Origin of the sequence: Sphingorhabdus sp. Alg239-R122 (genome assembly GCF_900537065.1) — a bacterium.
Classification (GTDB): Bacteria; Pseudomonadota; Alphaproteobacteria; order Sphingomonadales; family Sphingomonadaceae; genus Alg239-R122.
In genome coordinates this window covers 121,434-143,280 of the sequence record NZ_UNRC01000005.1, presented here as the reverse complement: position 1 = coordinate 143,280, position 21,847 = coordinate 121,434, and the positions used below count along the sequence as shown (strand labels likewise).

At 54.1% G+C, this 21,847-nt stretch carries 19 protein-coding genes; 7 read left to right on the top strand and 12 right to left on the bottom strand.

Annotated elements, in window-relative coordinates:
• Positions 1-73 precede the first annotated feature (73 nt).
• The 4 genes from G6Q15_RS07365 to G6Q15_RS07350 all read right to left on the bottom strand — a co-directional run bounded on the left by G6Q15_RS07365 (position 74) and on the right by G6Q15_RS07350 (position 3,976).
• Complete coding sequence (locus tag G6Q15_RS07365) at positions 74-499, bottom strand: rubrerythrin family protein (protein WP_164117260.1); 426 nt, start codon at positions 497-499, stop codon at positions 74-76.
• A 164-nt stretch (positions 500-663) separates the two neighbouring features.
• The gene (locus G6Q15_RS07360) at positions 664-1,989 is read right to left on the bottom strand and encodes an amidohydrolase (RefSeq protein WP_164117259.1); all 1,326 of its coding nucleotides are present in this window, start codon (positions 1,987-1,989) and stop codon (positions 664-666) included.
• Positions 1,990-2,037: 48 nt separating this feature from the next.
• A complete protein-coding gene (locus G6Q15_RS07355; protein WP_164117257.1) occupies positions 2,038-2,823 on the bottom strand; it encodes a 3-hydroxybutyrate dehydrogenase in 786 nt (261 codons plus the stop codon).
• A gap of 28 nt (positions 2,824-2,851) precedes the next feature.
• On the bottom strand, positions 2,852-3,976 hold the full coding sequence (locus G6Q15_RS07350) for a patatin-like phospholipase family protein (protein ID WP_164117255.1): 1,125 nt from the start codon (positions 3,974-3,976) through the stop codon (positions 2,852-2,854).
• Between the two features lie 141 nt (positions 3,977-4,117).
• Between G6Q15_RS07350 and G6Q15_RS07345 the strand changes: the two genes are divergently transcribed.
• Positions 4,118-5,026, top strand: a complete 909-nt coding sequence (locus G6Q15_RS07345) for a neutral zinc metallopeptidase (RefSeq protein WP_164117253.1) — start codon at positions 4,118-4,120, stop codon at positions 5,024-5,026.
• Positions 5,027-5,039: 13 nt separating this feature from the next.
• Entirely contained in the window at positions 5,040-6,188 is a 1,149-nt protein-coding gene (locus tag G6Q15_RS07340; RefSeq protein WP_164117337.1) for an alpha-hydroxy acid oxidase, read from the top strand.
• A 51-nt stretch (positions 6,189-6,239) separates the two neighbouring features.
• Here G6Q15_RS07340 and creD read toward each other — a convergent pair whose 3' ends face one another.
• On the bottom strand, positions 6,240-7,652 hold the full coding sequence (creD, locus tag G6Q15_RS07335; RefSeq protein WP_164117251.1) for a cell envelope integrity protein CreD: 1,413 nt from the start codon (positions 7,650-7,652) through the stop codon (positions 6,240-6,242).
• Between the two features lie 296 nt (positions 7,653-7,948).
• On the opposite strand from creD, the gene G6Q15_RS07330 reads away from it, so the two are divergent.
• Complete coding sequence (locus tag G6Q15_RS07330) at positions 7,949-10,060, top strand: TonB-dependent receptor (RefSeq protein ID WP_164117249.1); 2,112 nt, start codon at positions 7,949-7,951, stop codon at positions 10,058-10,060.
• A gap of 38 nt (positions 10,061-10,098) precedes the next feature.
• Here G6Q15_RS07330 and G6Q15_RS07325 read toward each other — a convergent pair whose 3' ends face one another.
• Genes G6Q15_RS07325 through sdhC form a run of 4 tightly spaced genes read right to left on the bottom strand, consistent with a single transcriptional unit; the run spans position 10,099 to position 13,633 of the window.
• Entirely contained in the window at positions 10,099-11,013 is a 915-nt protein-coding gene (locus tag G6Q15_RS07325; RefSeq protein ID WP_240330799.1) for a glycoside hydrolase, read from the bottom strand.
• Entirely contained in the window at positions 10,973-12,805 is a 1,833-nt protein-coding gene (sdhA, locus tag G6Q15_RS07320; RefSeq protein WP_164117247.1) for a succinate dehydrogenase flavoprotein subunit, read from the bottom strand. Before sdhA ends, G6Q15_RS07325 begins: the two co-directional genes overlap by 41 nt.
• Positions 12,805-13,194 carry a succinate dehydrogenase, hydrophobic membrane anchor protein gene (gene sdhD, locus G6Q15_RS07315; RefSeq protein ID WP_164117245.1) on the bottom strand — a complete coding sequence of 130 codons (390 nt, stop codon included), beginning with the start codon at positions 13,192-13,194 and terminating at the stop codon, positions 12,805-12,807. The genes sdhA and sdhD overlap by 1 nt, the downstream gene beginning before the upstream one ends.
• Positions 13,195-13,225: 31 nt before the next feature.
• Complete coding sequence (gene sdhC, locus G6Q15_RS07310) at positions 13,226-13,633, bottom strand: succinate dehydrogenase, cytochrome b556 subunit (protein WP_164117244.1); 408 nt, start codon at positions 13,631-13,633, stop codon at positions 13,226-13,228.
• Between the two features lie 294 nt (positions 13,634-13,927).
• Here sdhC and G6Q15_RS07305 point away from each other — a divergent pair, with 294 nt between their 5' ends.
• The 4 genes from G6Q15_RS07305 (at position 13,928) to G6Q15_RS07290 (ending at position 17,139) form a co-directional block, all read left to right on the top strand.
• Positions 13,928-14,647, top strand: coding sequence for an SDR family oxidoreductase (locus G6Q15_RS07305; RefSeq protein WP_164117241.1), 720 nt, complete (start codon positions 13,928-13,930; stop codon positions 14,645-14,647).
• Between the two features lie 64 nt (positions 14,648-14,711).
• Entirely contained in the window at positions 14,712-15,542 is an 831-nt protein-coding gene (gene bla / locus G6Q15_RS07300; protein ID WP_240330798.1) for a subclass B3 metallo-beta-lactamase, read from the top strand.
• Complete coding sequence (locus G6Q15_RS07295) at positions 15,539-16,447, top strand: 50S ribosomal protein L11 methyltransferase (RefSeq protein ID WP_164117239.1); 909 nt, start codon at positions 15,539-15,541, stop codon at positions 16,445-16,447. Before bla ends, G6Q15_RS07295 begins: the two co-directional genes overlap by 4 nt.
• Positions 16,448-16,515: 68 nt before the next feature.
• Complete coding sequence (locus G6Q15_RS07290) at positions 16,516-17,139, top strand: TIGR02117 family protein (RefSeq protein WP_205518115.1); 624 nt, start codon at positions 16,516-16,518, stop codon at positions 17,137-17,139.
• A 2-nt stretch (positions 17,140-17,141) separates the two neighbouring features.
• Here the strand turns inward: G6Q15_RS07290 and ligA are convergent, their stop codons facing one another.
• The 3 genes from ligA to G6Q15_RS07275 form a co-directional block, all read right to left on the bottom strand.
• Positions 17,142-19,235, bottom strand: a complete 2,094-nt coding sequence (gene ligA, locus G6Q15_RS07285) for an NAD-dependent DNA ligase LigA (protein ID WP_164117331.1) — start codon at positions 19,233-19,235, stop codon at positions 17,142-17,144.
• 25 nt (positions 19,236-19,260) lie between these two features.
• The gene (gene recN, locus G6Q15_RS07280) at positions 19,261-20,925 is read right to left on the bottom strand and encodes a DNA repair protein RecN (protein ID WP_164117236.1); all 1,665 of its coding nucleotides are present in this window, start codon (positions 20,923-20,925) and stop codon (positions 19,261-19,263) included.
• A gap of 123 nt (positions 20,926-21,048) precedes the next feature.
• Complete coding sequence (locus G6Q15_RS07275; protein WP_164117233.1) at positions 21,049-21,816, bottom strand: outer membrane protein assembly factor BamD; 768 nt, start codon at positions 21,814-21,816, stop codon at positions 21,049-21,051.
• Positions 21,817-21,847: the final 31 nt, after the last annotated feature.

Here is a 21,847-nt window from a genome sequence, read left to right as displayed (position 1 = left end):
GGGCAAACGCTACGAGATAAGGAACCGGGACTGGCAGGTACTTAAACCAGTCCCGGCTGTAGCTGAAAGAAGATCAGGCGTCTTCTTTCATGCTGTCGAGTGTTTTCTGGAATTTGCCGGCATGGCTTTTTTCCGCCTTGGCCAACGTCTCAAACCATTCCGCAATTTCATCAAAACCTTCATCACGCGCCGTTTTCGCCATACCTGGATACATGTCGGTATATTCGTGCGTTTCACCAGCGATGGCTGATTTCAAGTTGTCCTCGGTCGAACCGATTGGTTCGCCTGTAGCTGGGTCGCCCACTTCTTCCAGAAATTCGAGATGACCGTGCGCATGACCGGTTTCGCCTTCCGCTGTTGAACGGAACACAGCCGCCACATCGTTATAACCTTCAATATCAGCCTTCTGCGCGAAATAGAGGTAACGGCGATTGGCCTGGCTTTCGCCCGCAAATGCGTCTTTCAGGCTCTGTTCTGTCTGTGATCCCTTGAGTTCCATAACAACGTTCCCTTCAGTATAAAGTGATTCCAAATGAATAGGTTTAAACTAGGCAGAACGCAGCGTCCCTGCCATCTGATTTTCTGATATTACATAATCGGAAAAATCGATAAGTCTTATTGAAAATTATTCTCAGTATCGATTAACCGTACTGTTCGTAAATGCTATTTTTTCGCCATGATTTTTAGCGTGGCTGCAGTCATGGCTTCGGCTGCTGTGGCCACAACCTTGTCAGCCTCCGGCGCCCAGAACGGACTGTGCAGTGATGGCAGCTTCATCTCGCCTTTCTGCGCTTTTTCATAATCCGCCATTGGCACCCCGCCGACCCAGAAGATCAGGCTTTTGATATTTTCGGGGTCCGCGCGACGGTACTGACTGAAATCTTCGCCGCCCATGACTGGCGGTGCAACCTTGACCCGGTCACCTCCGAAAAGCGTGGTAAACAACCCGCCCAAATCCTCTGCAAAATCAGGATCGTTATAGGTGGACGGCGTAAAGGTATCGTCCATTTCAATCTCAGGCATCTTGTCTTCCGGCATCCCCGCCGCGATCGCTTCGCCTTTGGTGATGCGTTTGATTCCGTCGAGCAGTATCTTGCGTGTTTCGTCGCTATAGCTGCGCACTGTTAGTAGTAACTCTGCCTTGTCGGATATGATATTATGCTTGGCCCCGGCGCGGAAACTGCCCACGGTGATCACGGCCGGTTCCTGCGGATTTACCTCACGGCTCACAATGGTTTGCAGGCTCGTCACAATCCGCGCGGCCAGAACAACCGGGTCCTTTGTGGTATGCGGATAGGCCCCATGTCCGCCAATACCGTGGACGGTGATATTCACACTATCAACATTGGCCAGCGCAAAGCCTGGGCTATAGGCGACATGGCCCGCTGGATATTGCGCCGCATCGTGAAAACCCAGCACATAGTCAGGTTTCGGGAAACGCGTGTACAGCCCGTCATCAAGCATTGCTTTCGCACCTGAACCCAGTTCCTCAGCAGGCTGCAATATCATCACCAAAGTGCCCGACCACTCATCCTTTCGCGCCGCCAACTGCCGCGCGGTGCCGACCCAGCCAGTCATATGCGTATCATGGCCGCAGGCGTGCATTACACCTGTTTCAATCCCTTTGCGCGTCTTGGTCACCACCTTTGACGCGTAGGGCAGCCCGGTCTGCTCTACCACCGGTAAACCATCCATATCGGCGCGCAGCATGACGACAGGCCCGGGGCCATTTTCCATCACTGCGACAACGCCTGTCTGTCCGACTTTTTCGGTGACGGTAAAGCCCAGTTGCCGCGCTTCAGCCGCCAGCTTTGCCGCTGTGCGAAACTCCTGAAAGCTCAGTTCGGGATTGGCATGCAAGTCACGGTAAAGCTCCATCAACGAATCCATATCCGCCGAAATACTTTCGCGCAGTTCATTCGCCTGGACAGGCGATGCGAACAATAATGGTAGCGCGGCCAATGCCGCAAAATGACGAATGGCTTTCATGATATCCTCGAGCTCCCTTGTTGCTTATGGGCGGAAGCTAACCGCAAATCACTGCGCCGTCCATCCTCCATCCATGGAGATATTGGCGCCGGTAATGGATCTGGCCTCATCACGGCACAGATACAACGCAAATGCCGCCACTTGTTCAGGCGTGACAAACTCCTTGGTGGGCTGCGCTGACAGCAGCACATCGTTCATCACTTCTTCCCGCGTCATACCGCGCGCTTTCATCGTATCAGGGATCTGGTTTTCCACCAAAGGCGTCCACACATAGCCGGGGCTGATACAATTCACGGTAATACCATCTTTAGCGGTTTCCAGTGCAATGGTCTTGGCAAAACCGGCCAGCGCGAATTTCGCCGACACATAGGCGCTTTTATTCGGGCTGGCGACTTGCGAATGCGCCGAAGCCGTGGCGATGATCCGCCCCCAACCCTGTTTTTTCATATAGGGCACGGCAAGCCGCGTCGTGTGAAACGAAGCAGTCAGGTTGAGCGCGATAATCAAGTCCCATTTTTCCACCGGAAACGTTTCGACCGCCTCGACGTGCTGCGTACCCGCATTGTTGATAAGAATATCAATGCCGCCAAACTCACTGGCAGCTTCCTGCATCATCGCCTCAATCTGGTCAGGCTTGGTCAGGTCCGCGCCGCTATATTGCGCTTTCGCTCCACTCAGTCCTTCCAGAGCCTTGCACTCAGCCTCAATCGCATCAGCATCGCCAAAACCGTTGATAACAATATTCGCGCCCTCCCCCGCCAATGCTTTGGCATAAGCGAGCCCGATACCTGAAGTGGAGCCAGTGATAAGCGCTGTTTTACCTTTGAGGAACATATGTGTGTCTCCTTGTTCGTTTACTATCTCAATCGCCCAGATCGAATGATGCGGTTTTGCCATCGCGGATATTGCGTGCCAAAATATCACCCTTACGGATAGTTGCGGCGACGGCGTCCTGCCCTTGTTGCCAATGATCGCGCATGGTGCTGCGTGAAAATTCGAAATCGCGTGCGCCGCTTTCCCAGTCCTGTAATTTATAAATCAACTGGACAATACTAACCGCACCTTCCTCAACAATATCCTGTAATCTTTGTGCATCCTTATCATCACGCATTTTTGCGGGCAGCTTTTTAAGCAACCTTCGGATAACGTCATGTTCCTTGCGTAATCTCAGATACTGGTCCGTGACCTGCCGCGTCCTGCTGGAATAACGGATATCCTTTTCACGGCTCCACACATCGTTGATTGATCTGGGCATCGTCCCGCGTGCCGGAAACAGGTCAATCTGAAACACCAGCATGTCGCGACGTTCCTGATGTTCCAGCACATAGGCAAGCGGTGTGTTGCTCACCAGTCCGCCATCCCAGTAATGCCGCCCGTCAATTTCTACCGGCGGGAAACCGGGCGGCAGCGCGCCCGATGCCATGATGTGCCGTGCATCTATTTCCGTCCGGCCATCTTTGGCCTGCGTATCGAAATAGGCGAAATTTCCCGTTTCCACGTCAACCGCGCCAATACTCACGCGGATAGGACCATTATTGAGCAGGTCCCAATCCACCATCTCGTCCAGCGTTTTTCGGAGCGGTGATGTATCGTAAAAACTGATCGCCTCATTGCTACCCGGCGGCGCAAACGCCGCAGGCAGCATATGCGGGCGGAAAAAACCGGGTGCACCCGTGCTGGCGACTGCCCCGGCCGACATGAAATGCGCCCATTGTTTCATCATGTCGCTTGGGAAAATGGTAATATCAGGAAGCCCCCCTGTCACCAGATTCCAGAAGTCCCTGAGTGCCGAAAGGCGTTTTTCGGGAGGATTTCCCGCAATCAGTGCCGCATTGACCGCACCGATGGAAATGCCCGCTATCCAGTTTACGTCAATGGCTTTTTCTCGCAACGCCTCATACGCCCCGGCCTGAAATGATCCTAATGCGCCGCCGCCCTGCAACACCAGCGCGACATCATCGGGGAGCGGTAATACAGGCTCTTTCAAAAGCTGTTACTCCTTCACGCTTTCCTACGCCCATTGCGCGGTTCTTTCATTGGTGGGGATGATGCACCAAAAATTAAACGGTTCCAACCCAACTATTTTTTGCTATCCATGGGGAAATTACAGATTTGGCGGGGATGAAAAATGCGCTTAGACGATTATGACAAGGATATTAAGGTTCGTGACCTGGGTCGCGGCAAAGGCGGGTTTGGTGGCGGAGGCGGCGGCGGACTTGCCATGCTGCTTAACTTCCTGCCGCTGCTGCTCGGACGCAAGCTGGGCTGCGGCACTGTATTGCTGATCGCGGCAGCGGGCGCGTTTTTCATGTACAGCAATGGCGGCCTGGGTTTTCTGGGCGGCTCTTCGGGTGAACAAACCGCAACCGCGGGCAGCAGCAATGCCGATGAAGTCTGCACGCTGGATCCCATGCGCAAGGAAGTGTGTGATACATTATCATCGCTCGACAACACCTGGGAACGGCTGTTTCAGCAGAATGGCGCGCGCTACCGCACACCGACGCTGAGCTTCTTTACCGATCGCAACCGCTCAGGATGTGGCGCAGCACAATCCGCCATGGGACCGTTTTACTGTCCGGCTGACGAAGGCATTTATATCGACACCAGTTTCTTCAATGATCTTGAGCGCCGCACGGGTGCAGGCGGAGATTTTGCGCGTTCCTATGTGATTGCGCATGAAGTTGGCCACCATATCCAGAAACTGGAAGGTACGGCAGACCAGGTCCGCCAGATGCAGGCCCGTTCCAGCAAGGCAGATGGCAATGCGCTGCAGGTACGTATGGAGCTGCAGGCAGACTGCTATGCCGGTGTATGGGCTGGCCTCAATGCCAATCGTATCGAACCGGGTGACCTGGAAGAAGGTATGCGCGCCGCCAATGCAATTGGCGATGACACGATCATGAAATCCGCCGGACGTCGGCCCGTGCCTGAAAGCTTTACCCATGGCACCAGCCAGCAACGCATGACCTGGCTGCGCAAGGGTTTACAGACGCGTGATCCGTCACAGTGCAACACGTTCCAGACCAACCGGCTGTAAGCCGCCATCTGGCGTGCGGCTGAATGACTGCCATAATGTAAGCGATTTCCGGCGGCTCGCGCAGGGGCGGCTGCCGGGACCTGTTTTCCATTATATTGATGGCGCCGCCGACGACGAAGTCACCAAGGCGCGCAATACCGCCGCCTATGAAAGCTGTGACCTGGTGCCGAATGTGCTGGCAGGCGTCCAGGATATCGACATGCACACCACCGTCATGGGCCGGGAAATCGCCATGCCGCTTTTCCTCTCACCCACCGCATTGCAGCGCCTGTTCCACTGGCAGGGCGAACGCGGTGTGGCACGTGCGGCGGAAAAATTCGGGACATGGTTTGGCATATCCTCGCTGGCGACTGTCAGCATAGAGGAAATCGGTGCAGCGATCAGCAGTCCGAAAATGTTCCAGCTTTATGTGCATAAAGACAAAAGTCTGAACCGGTCTATGATCGAACGCTGCAAGGCGGCGAAGTTCGATGCCATTGCGCTCACCGTTGACACGATTGTCGGTGGCAACCGCGAACGCTGCCTGCGCACGGGCTTTACCTCGCCGCCGCGGCTGACACCGTCTTCTGCGCTCAGCTTTGCCGCGCATCCACGCTGGACACTTAATTACCTGTGCCGGGAAAAGTTTTCGCTGCCCAATCTCGACACGCATGTGGCGGAAGGGAGCAATGTGGCCGTGTCGGTTGCGGACTATTTCAACACCATGCTCGACCAGTCGATGGACTGGAAAATGGCAGAAGCGATCCGGGATGACTGGGGCGGTGAGTTTTGCCTGAAGGGTATCATGTCGGTCGAAGATGCCCGCCGCGCCGCCGATATCGGAGCCACCGCAATCATGGTCAGCAACCATGGCGGGCGGCAGCTTGACGGTGGCCGTGCGCCCTTTGACCAGCTCGCAGAGATTGTCGATGCGGTGGGTGACCGTCTCGACGTCATATGTGACGGCGGTATCCAACGCGGCAGCCATGTGCTCAAAGCGCTGAGTGTGGGTGCCAAGGCGTGTTCGGGCGGGCGGTTATATCTTTACGCGCTCGCAGCGGGCGGGCAAGCAGGCGTAGAACGCAGCCTTTCCAACTTCGAGGCAGAAATTGTCCGTGATATGAAACTGATGGGAGCATCCCATGTTGGAAAACTCACCCGCGAAAACTTACGCTACCGCTAAAAAACCCCATCACCCGATATCAGATGATGGGGAATTTCGTTGCGCGTTTCATCAGGCCTGCGTTTTTACCGCAGCCTCCTCTTCTTCCTTGCGGCCAATACCGCTCCAGTCGACATTACGCGTGACATACATGATCGCAGCCAATGCGAAGAACAGAAGGACTGAACCGATAATCAGCGCCAGTTCCTCCAGATTCAGCAGGACATATAGCAAGGCGTAAAGACCCGCCAGCAATGCCGCGATAAATCCGGCCCGGCGCCAACTTCCCAAAATCGACGCGCTATATGCGGAAACAAGCCCGATAATCGCCGCAGCTGCCACCAGATAAGCCCAGGCAAAACCGATCAATTCGGCAAAGGCCAGCAACAGTACAAAGAACAGGATCAATCCTGCCCCGGTCAGAATATATTCCGCCGCCGCAACACGCGCGCCGCCAATAATGTCAAACATCAGGAACGACACAAACGTGAAACCGATAAACAGAAAACCATATTTAAGCGCCCGGTCCACCTGGTTGTAAAGGTTTACTGGCTGGATCAAGTTTATCTGCACCGCCTGACTTATACCCGGATTTGCTGCCCGCGTTTCCGGATAGGAAATATAGTCACTAGCTGCATATTGCTGCGGTGGTGACAGGTCTTCTGTCTGAACAATCGACTGACCAAGCGCAAGATTCGCTATGGAATAGCTTGCTGAAAAACCTTCATCGGACACATTGCTGTCATCAGGCAGAAAATCTCCCCCAAAACCGGGATGCGGCCATTTCGAGCTGATATTCCATAGCGTCTGCTCCGCACGCGGTACGAGGGAGATCCTGCCATTACCGCGCATGCTATATATATAACTCACATCAATTGGTGCACCTGCTTTTTGTGACCAGTCAACAAATGCATGAAAGCCCGAGTTATTGCTTGCAAGCAAACCCTTGCCAGAGCGCAACGCAACAGCCTCCCCGTCGACTGTGACACTGTTTTGTGCTTGCAGTCCGCGCGCATCAGATACACCTATGCGCAGCTCTGCCTTGCTGTAGTCTAGGCTATCTGCGTCAATTCCATAACGATCCAAATCATCCGGAACAGCAAACTGCGCCTTACCGTCCAGCTTTGCGGTGTAAACGACAGGCCGATAGATTGACTTACGCTTTTCTGTCGCGTCGATTACAATATCCGCAGAATTGCGCACCGGGGAAAGATACAGTTCCTTTGTAACAATAATGGCGCGTGTTTTTTCCTTGCCATTTTCAGTTACGGTTTCGACGGATTGTTCGCGATAGGGGATAACCATCACGGGACCGGACAGCACCTGCGGACCACCCCAGCCAGCCGCCACACTGCTGGTGGCGGTATTGGACTGGCTTTGTCTGTCCCAAACCAAACCATATACCATGAGTAACGGTATGATCAGCAGCGCACCAATTATAATTGTCAGGCCCAGCTTAAATCCAGGACTACGCTCTTTAGCCATAATTTTCCCTCCGATAGTCAACTCATCGTTCATAAAGAACGCTTCATCTGTCACCGTGTGCCTGAATGCTGTCTGAACTGATTCTATCCTGTGCGTATAATCGGCTCCCCGATGAAATGTCTCCGCTCATCGCAGTTGCATCTATGGTTGTAGTTTTTTGTCGACGCCAAGTTACCCTTGGTCGATGGAACTTTGTAACATCGTGAAAAATGAGACATGAGTTCATGCACATATCGGGGGCATCCAAAATATAAGAGGCACAATGCAAAATAGTGTTGGCCCGAGGAGGACATTGGATGAGCTATACACACTTGATATGCTTTACTGCATTGATCACTGGAACGGTATCCACACCAATATTGGCACAAAATAGCGCCGAAACAGAACTGCCGGAAGCCGGCGAGGCACAGGATCAGGCAGCAGGCCCGGACATTGCCACCACAGATGCAGCAACCACAGACAGTTCAGCGGGAATATATACTCCAGAGTATTTTGCGCGCTTTGCACCGCAAACCGCTCTGGATATGGTTCGTCGCGTTCCTGGCTTCACAATTGAAGAAGCCGAGCAGCGCAGGGGATTGGGACAGGGCGGGTCCAATGTCCTTTTGAACGGAGATCGTTTCTCATCCAAATCGACTGATACCCGCACCGCACTCGGCCGTATAGGTTCGGACAGTGTAACCCGCATAGAATTGCTCGATGCAGCTTCACTCGATATTCCGGGGCTGTCCGGCCAGGTCGTCAATCTCATATATACGAGCAGCGGCGGCAGCGGCCAATTCCGCTGGAGCCCTTCATTCCGGACTCGCAAAACCAAACCTTCCTTCCTGGATGGGGAAATATCCTATTCCGGAAAACTGGGGAAAACCGACTATACATTATCGCTTCAAAATGAATCCTTCAGAAACGGCAATGATGGCATCGAAAATGTTTTTGATGGCTCTGGCGCACTTATTGATGTGCGCGATGAAGTGCTATTCGTCGATGGAGACCGTCCCAAGATCAGCGCTACATTCAAACGGGAAGCGGACAATGGCAATATCGCCAATCTCAACCTCGCCTATGAACGATTCTGGTTCGAAGTGCGCGAGGATAGCGACCGCACTGACAGTTTCCGTGATTATTTCGAAACCGAAAAAGAATATAATTATGAAATTGGCGGTGATTATGAATTCGCGCTTGTCGGTGGGAAGCTAAAGCTGATCGGACTTCATCGTTATGAAGACAGTCCTTTCTTTTTTGACGTACTGACAAGTTTTGATGATGGTTCTGACAGCAATGGTGTCCGCCAGAACCGGTTTGTCAATGAAACCGAAACGATCGCGCGCGGTGAATATCGTTGGCAGGGCGGCAGCAATGAATGGCAGGTGTCGCTCGAGGGCGCTCTGAACAAGCTTGATACCGGTACGCAATTGTCCACCTTAAACGGTAATGGTGATTATGACCCTGTCGCCTTGCCCAATGGCAATTCGGAAGTTGAGGAAAAACGAGCCGAAAGCAACCTCACCTGGAGCCGTCCACTGGCATCCAATCTAACGCTGCAGACATCTGTGGGCGCAGAATATTCACAGATATCCCAAAGCGGTCCCACCGGCTTGACGCGCAGTTTCATACGGCCAAAAGGATTCATGTCCGCAGCCTGGAAAGCAAACGAAACACTTGATGTAAATGCACGGATTGAACGCAGTGTCGGGCAGCTCAATTTTTTCAGCTTCGTGGCATCATCCGATATCGGGTCAGGCAATCAGAATGCCGGCAACCCCGAACTTGTCCCGCAGCAGAGCTGGGACATAGAACTTGAGGCAACAAAAACGCTCGGTCCATGGGGTTCTGTAACGCTTTCGGGTGACTACCGGCTCATTGAGGATATTATTGGCCAGATACCGATTGGAGAAACCGGCGAAGCCCCGGGCAATATTGATGGAACGCGCGTCTTTGGCATCCGGGCGAACGGCACCGTAAAATTCGATCCTGTCGGCTGGCAGGGTGCACAGATAGAGTTTGACGGCCGCTATCGCAAGGCACGGCTGGATGATCCACTAACCGGCGAACGGATACCGGTTTCCGAAAACCTGAAATATAATGTGGAGGTCGATTTTCGGCATGATATCATGAGTTCCAACTGGGCTTATGGTGGTGGTTTCAACATGTTTGAGCAAGAGCCGGGATTCCGCCTGAACCAGGTGTCACAGTTCACCTTCGACAATGGCGGTTCCTATGTCTTTGTCGAGCACAAGGACGTGGCTGGCCTGAAAGTCCGGGCGACAATGGAGAACTTGACAGAAACAGGCGAGGATTTCTCTCGCACAGTCTATAAAGGCCGCCGTACTGGCGAAGTCGATTTTATCGAAACGCGTGAGCGCGGCTTCGGTCAGGTCTTTAGGGTGGATGTAAGCGGAACGTTTTAACGCCCTTATTACCAACATCAGATTGTTCTGGCGGTTAGTCAGCACAATTCGGCTGTATTGCGCGGAATCGGTCCGGGTGGAACACGGGCGGAATGCATATAAAAAGGATCAGACTGAAGTCTGTGCCGGTCACCATAGGCCTGATGCAGCACGGCGGCGAGACGCGGGTCATAGGCACTCACGTCATCATGACTCAGTATCCGCTGTCCTTCGAACACGGCAAGGCGATTGGAATTGAACCAGAATTGTGAACCCTCGGCCCAATATTCCTGTACTGTCGTGCTGGCATATTCGTCTTTCCACAGTCCATCAGCCAAAGCCGCCGCATAAGCGGCTTCAACTTCTGAATAGAGTGCCGGGTCCGCCATACGGATCGCGTCCAGCACATTGTGCGCAAACTCATGCACAAATATTGTCTCACCCCAATAACGGCTTGATCGCCTGCCCAGCACATCTTCCTCCGCGCCCACCGTAAATTTTCCGCCAATGCCGCGTGCACGGGCATTCCAGTATTCCCGGTCAGAAAACGCACCAACGCGCGCATCATAATGCTTGCGTTCACACCGGGTCAGCCGCGGGTCGCCACGTGCGGGCCGGGTCCAGTGCGCATTTTGCGGCAGGTCGGTAATCGCTTCACGCTCCGCCATGATCGCTACGCGGTAATCTGCGCGTATCAATGCAAGCGCAATATCCGGGCGATGCGCCAGCATATCTATTATGATATCACGTGCCCGCAAAAGCGTTTCGGCAGAAACATGGGCTGAAGAAACAATAGGAATCCCGCCAGCATCAACATGCTGCGTATAGAAGCCGTTAAAACTCAGTTTCGGCGGTGGTGTGCCAATACGTTGAGGCGTGCATGCCGATAACAAAGCGATACCAGCTAGCAGCCCAAAGCGTATCACGGCAGTATCAATATACCCGCTTCTTCGGCTTGATATATTCCGCTTCATCACTGAGCGTATACTCATGCACCGGGCGATAGGCAATTTCGGTTTTGCCGCTACCACGCGCGCTGTCAGGACCGCCCCAACCATCAAATGTCGTGACGGTGTGTTTCATCCAGTTTGCGTCATCGCGGTCGGGATGATCCTCATGCATATGTGCTCCGCGGCTTTCCTTGCGGTTATTTGCGCTCTCAATCGTGACCACGGCCTGCGCCATGAGATTGTCCAGCTCCAGCGTCTCAATGAGGTCTGTATTCCAAATCAGCGAACGGTCAGTAACGTCAATGTCATTCATACGTTCATTGACCTTGGCCACCAGCTTGGTGCCTTCTGCCAGCGTCTCGGTATCACGGAATACCGCGCAATGTTTCTGCATTGTTTTCTGCATGTCCATGCGTACCTCCGCAGTCGGCGAACCGCCGCTAGCATGGCGGAAATGGTCAAGGCGGCCCAAAGCCATATCTACCGAATCCTTGGGCAATGGCTTGTGCGATGTACCGGGTTTCAGCTTGTCCTTAAGCCGCAGGCCAGTGGCACGGCCAAATACCACCAGATCGATCAGCGAGTTGGAGCCCAGGCGGTTGGCGCCATGTACCGACACACAGGCCGCCTCACCCACGGCATAAAGCCCAGGTACAACTGAGTCCGGATCATCCTTGGTCGGGTTAATGACTTCGCCATGATAATTGCACGGGATGCCGCCCATATTATAGTGCACAGTCGGCACAACGGGCAGCGCTTTTTTGGTAAGGTCGACGCCAGCGAAAATCTTGCCCGTTTCGGTGATACCTGGCAGCCTTTCGGCCAGTACATTCGGATCAATATGATCAAGGTGCAGATAGATATGGTCTTTTTCCGCGCCCACGCCGCGTCCTTCGCGGATTTCAGTCGCCATGCAGCGTGACACCACGTCGCGCGATGCCAGATCCTTGGCACTTGGCGCATAGCGCTCCATAAAGCGCTCGCCTTCACTATTGGTCAGGTAACCGCCTTCGCCGCGTGCGCCTTCGGTAATCAGTACACCTGCGCCATAAATACCGGTGGGGTGGAACTGCACAAACTCCATGTCCTGCAGCGGTAGTCCGGCGCGCAGCACCATGCCGCCGCCATCCCCGGTACAGCTATGTGCGGAAGTCGCCGAGAAAAAGCAGCGTCCGTAACCACCTGTTGCCAGCACAACAGCATGGCTGCGGAAACGGTGGATAGAACCATCTTCAAGGCAAATCGCGATTACACCGCGACATTCGCCGTCTTCCATAATCAGGTCGATGGCAAAATATTCGATAAAGAAATCAGCATCATATTTGAGCGACTGTTGGTACAGTGCGTGCAGCATGGCATGGCCGGTGCGATCGGCAGCGGCGCAGGTACGCTGTACCGGCGGTCCCTCACCCATATTCTGCATATGCCCGCCAAAGGGCCGCTGATAGATGGTGCCATCATCATTGCGGGAGAATGGAACACCGGCATGTTCAAGCTCATAAACCGCCTGTGGCGCTTCACGCACCAGATATTCAATCGCGTCCTGATCCCCTAGCCAATCAGACCCCTTGACCGTGTCATACATATGCCAGGTCCAGTGGTCAGGCGTGTTATTGCCCAGCGATGCTGCAATACCGCCTTGCGCCGCAACAGTATGTGAACGCGTTGGGAAAACCTTGGTAATACATGCCGTTTTCAGGCCCGCCTCTGCGCTGCCCATTGTGGCGCGCAAGCCGGAACCGCCGGCGCCAACCACAATCGTATCATATGTGTGGTCAACAATTTTATAGGCTGGCTGTGTGTTATTCTCTGTCATTATGCAGCAGCTCCTGAAAAGGCGATTTTGGCAACGGCGAAAATGCCAAGCGCAGCCCCGCCAATTGCGTAGAAATTAAGCAATAATGTCAGGCCAAATTTGAGACCTGCGTCATGGACGTAATCTTCCATAAGTACCTGCAAGCCCATGCGCAGATGCCAGAAAACCGATATCAGCAGCAAGATCATCGGCACCGCAGCCAATGGTGATGACAGCCAAGCCACCATGGTGTCATAGTCATAGGAAGGCATCATCGCGAGTGTGATGAGAAACCATAGGACCAGAATAAGGTTACCGACAGCGGTCACACGCTGCATTATCCAGTGATGCGAGCCATGCCCCGCGGAACCCAATCCCCGCACACGCCCCAAATTCGTACCTGTTCCCATTATGCTACTCCAGAAAGGTTAATCGCTGTTTTTATACCCGGCCGACCAGCATGATCGCCCAGAAAGCACCCGTCAGCAGGATACCGAGCACCGGCAGGAATGCCGACCAGCGATTGTTCGTATCAAGCTCATATCCAGCGCCTGTATCAAGCACAAAATGGCGCAGACCTGACAGCATATGCTGAAAAAATGCCCAGCTAAGCCCCACAAGCACAATATAACCGGGGATGGATGTCGCGCAATTCACGAACGTCGCATAGGCATCAGGGCCGGCGGAAATGGCGTATAACCACCAGACAAGGACAATACCGCCCACAATTGCCATGCCGTCGCCGGTAACACGGTGCAGAATCGACACCAGCATTGCGGGTCCCCATTTCCAGATTGAAAGATGTGGCGATAATGGCCGCGAATTTGCCTGTTTTGATGTGTTGGCCATGCCGGTCCCCTGTTTCATGTCTGTAACCTGCTTCGCAAGCAAATCGGTATATCGTCCACCGCAGTGATTCACAACGCGCCATTTGTACGCACCGTACCAACCAGTGATTCCGCACATGCGTTTAGCGCAATGTTCCACCCATGCAAACAACCAAAGGCGATTAACGCGAATTATACGGCTCAAATGGGCAAGATTCACAGCGGTATCTTGCTTGACTATTCCACCGCTAGAGTATTTTGTTCGCAATGCCGAGTTTTGTGGACGCAGCGCAGCGGACATATTATGCCTTGGCATATGGAAAATTCCCCACGTAACATATTGGTCACCGGCAGCAGCCGCGGCATTGGCCAAGCGATAAAATCTGTGCTGCACAACGCGGGGCACAATGTAATAGGCCACGGCACCCGTGCAGCAGCTGGTCAAATAGGCAAGGACCTATCCGATTATCGTTCGGCATCCGAGCTATGGGATGTAGCGCTTGAGGCGCTGAATGGCCGGATTGATGTCATCATCAACAATGCCGGCATTTTTGAAGAGAACCCGGTCGATAGCGGGGATGCCGAGTGGCTGGCGGCATGGGATGAAACAATGTCAATCAACCTCACATCCTGCGCCCAATTGTGCCGTCATGCCGTCCTGCATTTCCAGGAGAAGAATCAGGAAGGCCGGATCGTCAATATTGCCAGCCGCGCCGCCTATCGCGGTGACAGCCCGGCGCACTGGCATTATGCAGCATCCAAAGGCGGCATGGTCGCCATGACCAAAACCATTGCCCGTGCTTATGCGGGTGACGCGATATATGCATTTGCAATCTGCCCGGGTTTTACAATGACCGGCATGGCGGATGATTATCTGGAAAGCCGCGGAGGTAGAAAATTGCTCGCTGACATTCCTCTGGGCCGCGTCGCTCAGCCCGCGGAAATCGCGGAGATGGCCAAATTTTGCGCAATTGATGCACCGCCATCCATGACGGGTGCTGTGCTGGACGCCAATGGAGCAAGCTATGTCCGTTAAGCTACTCCATATTGTTGCCCCTGTTTTTGCTCTGACGGGCTGCATGTCGGCTTCAGCGCCAACTATGGTGGTAAAACCCGCATCAATTTCTGAATTCCTTACACAATGTGACGGTAAGAATGGATGGAGCGACCCTGCTCCTCCCATCAATATTACAGCAAATGTCTATCAAGTCGGCAGCTGTGGTATTGTCGCCCTGCTGATAACATCGGATGATGGCCATATACTGATTGATGCCGCCACCAAGCAAGCGGCACCAGCAATTGCCTCAAATATAGAACGGCTTGGATTCAAACTTGGAGATATACGTTATATCCTCCTGAGTCATGAGCATTGGGACCATATTGGCGGACTGCCTACGTTGCAGAAAATGACGGATGCAAAGGTTGTAGCCCTACAGGCAGCCAAGACCGCACTTGAAAGCGGTAGGATTACAGATGAGGATCCGCAGGCTGCGGTACACCCCGAGTTTGAGGCCGTATCTGATGTCCAGGTTATTGAAGACGGCGGGAAAGTACAGTTGGGGCCGTTGAGTCTGACGGCCCAGGCCACTTTTGGTCACGCGCCGGGCAGCACAAGCTGGACATGGCAGTCGTGCGAAGATGAAAAATGTCATGCGATCGTTTATGCTGATAGTCTTACTGCGGTATCGGGCGATAGCTACCGCTTTTCAGATCACCCAGACTATATCGCTTCATTTTCGAACAGTCTGAAGAGGGTCGCAGCATTTGATTGCGACATTCTCATCACCCCGCATCCTTCGGCCAGTGACCTGTATAACCGTATCGCTGGCAATGCCGCACTGGTTGATCCGCAGGCGTGTGAAAAATACGCAAAAACAGCGCGCAAGAAACTGGATGCCAGACTCTTGCGCGAAACAGAGGCCAAAAAATGAGCTATAAGCTCACCCTGCCCTGCACCCGTACCGAAGCGGAAGCGTTGGCTCTGGTAGATTTTACGGACGATGCGGGCATGGATAACATACCCGTTATTGTCACGAGCGAGATAGACGAACAGCAGCCCGATGACTGGGAAATGCACGCCTATTACAACACCAAACCAACAGCATCAGACATCCGCGTTTTACGGCAATATGTGCCAAGCGCTGACATGGCCAAGCCAAGTCTTGAGAAACTGGGCAACGAAGATTGGCTCAGCATGAGTCAGGAAGGGTTAGAGCCCATCCACGCAGGCCGTTTTCATGTACACACGCCGCATATGCCCGCTTCCAATGACCCTGCCATACGCAATTTCTGCATTGACGCAGGTCTCGCCTTTGGTACGGGGCACCATGAAACCACGCATGGATGCCTTGCCATGCTGGATATTATGCGGCGGCGCGGCATCCGCTGCGACAATATGCTTGATCTTGGTACGGGTACGGGGTTGCTCGCCTTTGCAGCAGGGCATTTATGGCCACAGGCCAGATTGACCGCGAGCGATATTGATGCCGTTTGCGAAGATGTGGTGCACGAAAATGCGCGGGTTAATGGTACCGTATTGGGGCAAAGGCGCGGACAGCTGCATATGGTGACCGCGGACGGTATGATGCACCCTGCGCTGCTTGAACGCGCACCCTATGATATCATCGCTGCCAATATACTGGCGGGGCCCCTTATCGACATGTCTGCGGACATATGCCGCTCTATCGTGCCACGCGGTAATCTCGTGCTGGCGGGCCTCCTGACCGAGCAGGCTCCTGCAGTGCTCAGCGCGTACAGATGGCAAGGCATGCGCCTGATGAAACGCATTATCAGCGGGGATTGGAGCATATTGTGGATGCGCAAACGCGGCCTGTAAGACCCCGCTACCTGAAATATGCATTACGCGTATTCGCTTGCCTTGCGCTTATCACGGGCCTGTATTTCATGGCCGCCCTTGCCGGTAGCTTGATCGGCGTGAACGCAAACTGGCGTGAGCCCGGGACAGGCGTACAGATTTTTGTCGAAACAAATGGTGTGCACACCGCACTCGTGCTGCCAAAGCGCGCAGCTGGGCATGACTGGTCGGCGATGGTCAGTGCCAGCCATCTGCGCGATCCGTCACTGACAGGCGACTATCTTTCTTTCAGTTGGGGACACCGCCAATTCTATCTGGAAACGCAAAGCTGGGACGATATCAAGGCACCGACACTTGCCAATGTCATTCTTGGCAGCGATGAAACGCTTGTCCATGTCTATCACCTCACCCATGTACAGGAAGGGCGATACTCACGCGCCTTGACTATAACAGAACAGCAATATCAGCAACTTGCTGAGCTTATTGAGGATAAATTCTTATTTAATGCGGATGGCGGTCAGCCTACGCCCATTCCCGGTTATGGTGATGATGATATATTTTACGAAGCGACGGGCCGCTATACTATCATCAATACCTGCAACACATGGACCGGCGACATGCTGGAGGCCATTGGTGTGCGCGTGGGAGCATGGACGCCGCTCGCAGGCGGTGTGATGCGCTGGTTCCCGCAAAAAACCGATAACGAACCGTAAGCTTACCGCGCGTTCGTCAGTATCGCGGCCCAGCCTGCCTCATCAGTTGTCCGAATGCCCAGACTTTCAGCCTTTTTCAGTTTTGATCCCGCGCCCGGCCCCGCCACGACAAGGTCCGTTTTCGATGACACGGATCCCGCCGCTTTTGCGCCCAGTGATTCCGCCTGTGCCTTGGCTTCATCCCGGCTCATCGTTTCCAGCTTGCCTGTGAAGACAATGGTTTTGCCGGTCCATTCGGTCTCACGCTCGGTGGAAACATATTCCGGCGGCTTGGCTTCACTGAACAGGTCATCCCATGCCGCCCGGTTATGCTCTTCATGAAAAAAGCCGGCCAGCGCATCGGCAACGGTCGGACCAATGCCATCAATTGAAGTCAGCTCCTCACGCGCATCCCCATCGCCAGACGCCAGTTTGATGCCGAGAGCCTTGATACCGCCTATCGATTTGAAATTCTTGACAAGGTCACGCGCCGTAACCGCGCCAATATGCCGTATGCCAAGGCCGAACAGGAAGCGTGCCGGATCGCCCGTGCGCCTACCTTCAACAGATTTCAACAGATTATCCACAGACTTGTCCTGCCATCCTTCACGCGCCAGTACCGTATCACGGTGGGTATGCAGGCGGAAAATGTCGGCAGGACTTTCAATCAGACCCGCATCGAGAAATTCAAGTACGCTTTTCTCGCCCAGCCCCTCAATATCGAGCGCGGCGCGGCTTACAAAGTGAATGAGCCGCTGGGCGCGCTGTGCAGGGCAGATCAGACCGCCCGTACAGCGCACATCGACTTCGCCTTCTTCAGCAACTGCTTCGCTGTCACAGCGCGGGCAATGATCAGGAAACATATATGGATCACGCGGTTCATCACGGGTAAGATTTTCAACAATCTGCGGTATGACATCGCCCGCCCGCTGCACTTTTACCCGGTCATCGGGCCGTACGCCCAGACGCGCAATCTCGTCGCGGTTATGCAGCGTGACATTGGACACCACCACACCGCCAACAGTCACCGGTGTGAGCCGACCCACCGGGGTCAGCTTGCCTGTACGCCCCACCTGTATATCGATCGCCTCTAGCGTCGTTTGCGCCTGCTCTGCCGGGAATTTATGCGCCAGTGCCCAGCGCGGTGCCTTGGCCACAAAGCCAAGTCGCTGCTGCCAGTCGAGCCGATCAACTTTATAGACAACACCATCAATATCATAAGGTAATTCAGCACGTTCTGATTCAATCCTACGATAATGTGCAAGTATGACATCAAGCGTTTCAAAACGCTGCACCAGCGGTGACAAGGGTACTCCCCATGACGCAATTGCCTGCATCACGCCCATTTGTGTCTCGGCGGGCAGCGCGCTCGCCACGCCCCAGCCATGCGCCCAGAATTTGAGCGGCCGCGACGCGGTTACCTGCGCATCCTTTTGTCTGAGTGACCCAGCAGCCGCATTACGCGGATTGGCAAACTGACGAACTTTCGCAGGATCAAACTCCTCATCTTTCATAGGGACAGCAGCCTTCGCTTCTTCCATCAGACGGGTATTGAGTCCTTCAAAATCGGCTTTGGACATATAGATTTCGCCGCGAATCTCAAAAATATCGGGCACATTGCCTACCAGTCGCTGCGGAATATCCTCAATCATACGGACATTGGCGGTAACATCTTCCCCCACCTGCCCATCGCCGCGCGTCGCAGCCTGCACCAGAGCGCCCTGTTCATAGCGCAGCGCCACAGACAGCCCGTCAATCTTGTCTTCGGCCGTCATGGCGACAACCTCATCCTCGCCCAGATTCAGGTAACGCCGCACACGGGCGATGAAATCGGCAATATCCTCATCCGAAAAACCGTTATCCAGGCTCATCATGCGCTGTTCGTGCGTGACTTTGGATAGCGGAGAGCTTTCCACTGCAGCCCCCACCTGCTTATTCGGGCTATCCTCGCGCACCAGATGGGGAAACGCCCCTTCCAGCTCATTATTGCGCCGCACCAGCGCATCATATTCCGCATCGCTGATTTCAGGCGCATCATTGGCATGATAGAGCTGATTATGACGTGTAATCTGCTTGGCCAGACGCATCAGTTCATTGGCGACATCGGCTTCACTCATGTCCTGAATTGATACCTTGTTCAATTCACACCCCCTCCAATAATCTATCCGCCTGCGCTCGTGCTTCCGGTGTCACCTCGGCGCCCGACAGCATACGGGCGATTTCTTGCCTTCGTGCGGCTTCATCGAGCGCGGTTACATCGGTGCGCGTCACTGTCCCCTCGGACGATTTGGTGATGAAATAATGGCGTGAGCCGCGCGCGGCAACCTGCGGGCTGTGGGTGACGACCAGTGTCTGCCCATTTTCAGAAAGACGCGCGAGCCTGTCGCCGATAGCGCTCGCCACCGCGCCGCCGACGCCGCGGTCGATTTCATCGAAAATCATTGTTTCGGCTCCGCCTTGCTCGGCCAACGCAACTTTAAGCGCGAGGATAAAGCGCGACAATTCACCGCCACTGGCAATTTTCATGAGCGGTGCAAAATCAGCGCCTGGGTTGGTCGAGATAAGGAATTCGACATGGTCTGAACCGCCCGGCCCGGCTTTGTCATCCGGCAGGGCTTCAACCGACGTCTGAAACTTGGCAGCATCCAGTTTAAGCGGAGCCAGTTCATCTGCAACTGCCTTATCCAGTCGTTTCCCCGCTGTTACCCGCTGTTTATGCAGCTTTTCGGCGGCTTTGCGATATGCCTGCTGCGCCGCATCCGCTGCTTTTTTAAGGCCCCCTAAGCGATTACCGCTGGTATCAATATTTTCCAGTTCGGCTTCCCATTCGGCAAGTTTGTTCGGCAATTCAATCCCGGTACAATCATGTTTGCGTGCCAGCGCGCGCAGATCGAACAGGCGGCGTTCCAGCCCATCCAGATATTCGGGGTCAAAATGCAGCGCCTCTGCCGCACTATTCAGCTTGTCTTCCGCTTCACTCGCTTCGATCACGGCACGGTCAAGCGCACCTAACGCTTCGCCCAGCAAGGGATGATCCGCCGCTATCCGGTCGAGCTTGCGCGCCGCGACACGAAGCTGTGCCAATGGGCTTTTCGAACCATCCCAGACTTTGGCTATATCAGCCAGATCTTCGGTCAGGCGCTCACCTTTCTGCATCGTCGCACGTTCGAGTGCAAGCCGCTCTTCCTCGCCTTCCTCAGGCGCAAAATCCCTAAGTTCCTGGATATTATGGATCAATAGTTCGCGGTCATGATTGGCATTTTCAAATGCATCTTTTGCGACGCGGTATTCCGTCTCCGCCGCCTGCCACGCCTGCCACGCCACCTTGACGCTCTCAAGGTCGCAGCCGCCAAAACTGTCCAGCATATCGCGGTGGCCGCGTGGATTGATAAGGCCGCGATCATCGTGCTGGCCATGAATTTCCACCAGCAGCCGCGAAAGTTCACGCAGCAGTGCAGCTGACACTGGCTGGTCATTGACAAATGCCCTGCTACCGCCATCGGCTTTCACCTGCCGCCGCACCAGCAAAGGCTCACCCGGTTCGATATCAATATCATTATCGGTGAGCAACGCCGCAATTGCGCCGCCAGATGCAGGCGTATCGAAACTTGCCGTTACAACGGCGCGGTCGGTGCCTGCACGCACAAGAGCCGTATCTGCGCGTTTACCCATGGCGAGACCCAATGCATCGAGCAATATCGACTTGCCTGCACCCGTCTCACCGGTCAGCACACCCAGCCCCTGCCCGAAATCAAGGTCAAGAGCTTCGATCAGGACAACATTACGGATTGCCAGTGACTGTAACAAAAACCACCCCAAACAGGACATGTCGCATGATTCCGGACAAAACGGAATCTTCACCGTGACATTACAGCATTTTTTGCAATATTCCAGCCATCACGGCTTCAGAACAAATAAAGAACTGAAAGGTCAGCTCGTATGTTTCTGAATCAACTCATATGCGCGCTCATACCACTTGCTGCCCGGGTAGTTGGCACCCAGCACGGCGGCCGATTTTTTCGCTTCTTCGGGAATACCCAGTGACAGATAGCTTTCGGTAAGGCGCATCAGCGCTTCGGGCGCGTGGTTGGTGGTTTGGTAATCATCAATCACCTTGCGAAAACGAACGGTTGCTGCAAGCCAACGCCCACTGCGCTGATAGAAACGGCCAATTTCCATTTCCTTGCCCGCCAGATGGTCGTTCACAAGGTCGATTTTGAGTTTAGCATCGGCTGCATAGCGTGACTGCGGATAACGGCGGATCACCTCGCCCAGTGCGGCCAGAGCCTGCTCGGTGGTTTTCTGATCGCGTGTAACATCGCTAATCTGTTCATAATAATTGAGCGCAATCAGGTAATAGGCATAAGGCGCATCCTTGTTACCCGGGTGGATTGACAGGAAACGCTGTGCCGACTGGATCGATTTGTTGTAATCACTATCAAGGTAATAGCTGAACGAACTCATCAACTGTGCACGGCGGGCCCATGGCGAATAAGGGTGCTGCCGCTCCACTTCATCAAACAATGCAGCCGCCAGTTTCGTCTGGCCGCGGTCCAGGCGATCTTTTGCCGCAGAATATAATGTATTCACATCGCGTGCAATATAGCTGGTATCAACCTTGTTCGAGCTGGTTGCACATGCGGAGAGCGAAAGGGTGGCAAGGCCTACGGCAGTGGATCTGATGATAAGATTTTTCATGGATATCCTTCTATCGGCAAAGGCACACGAG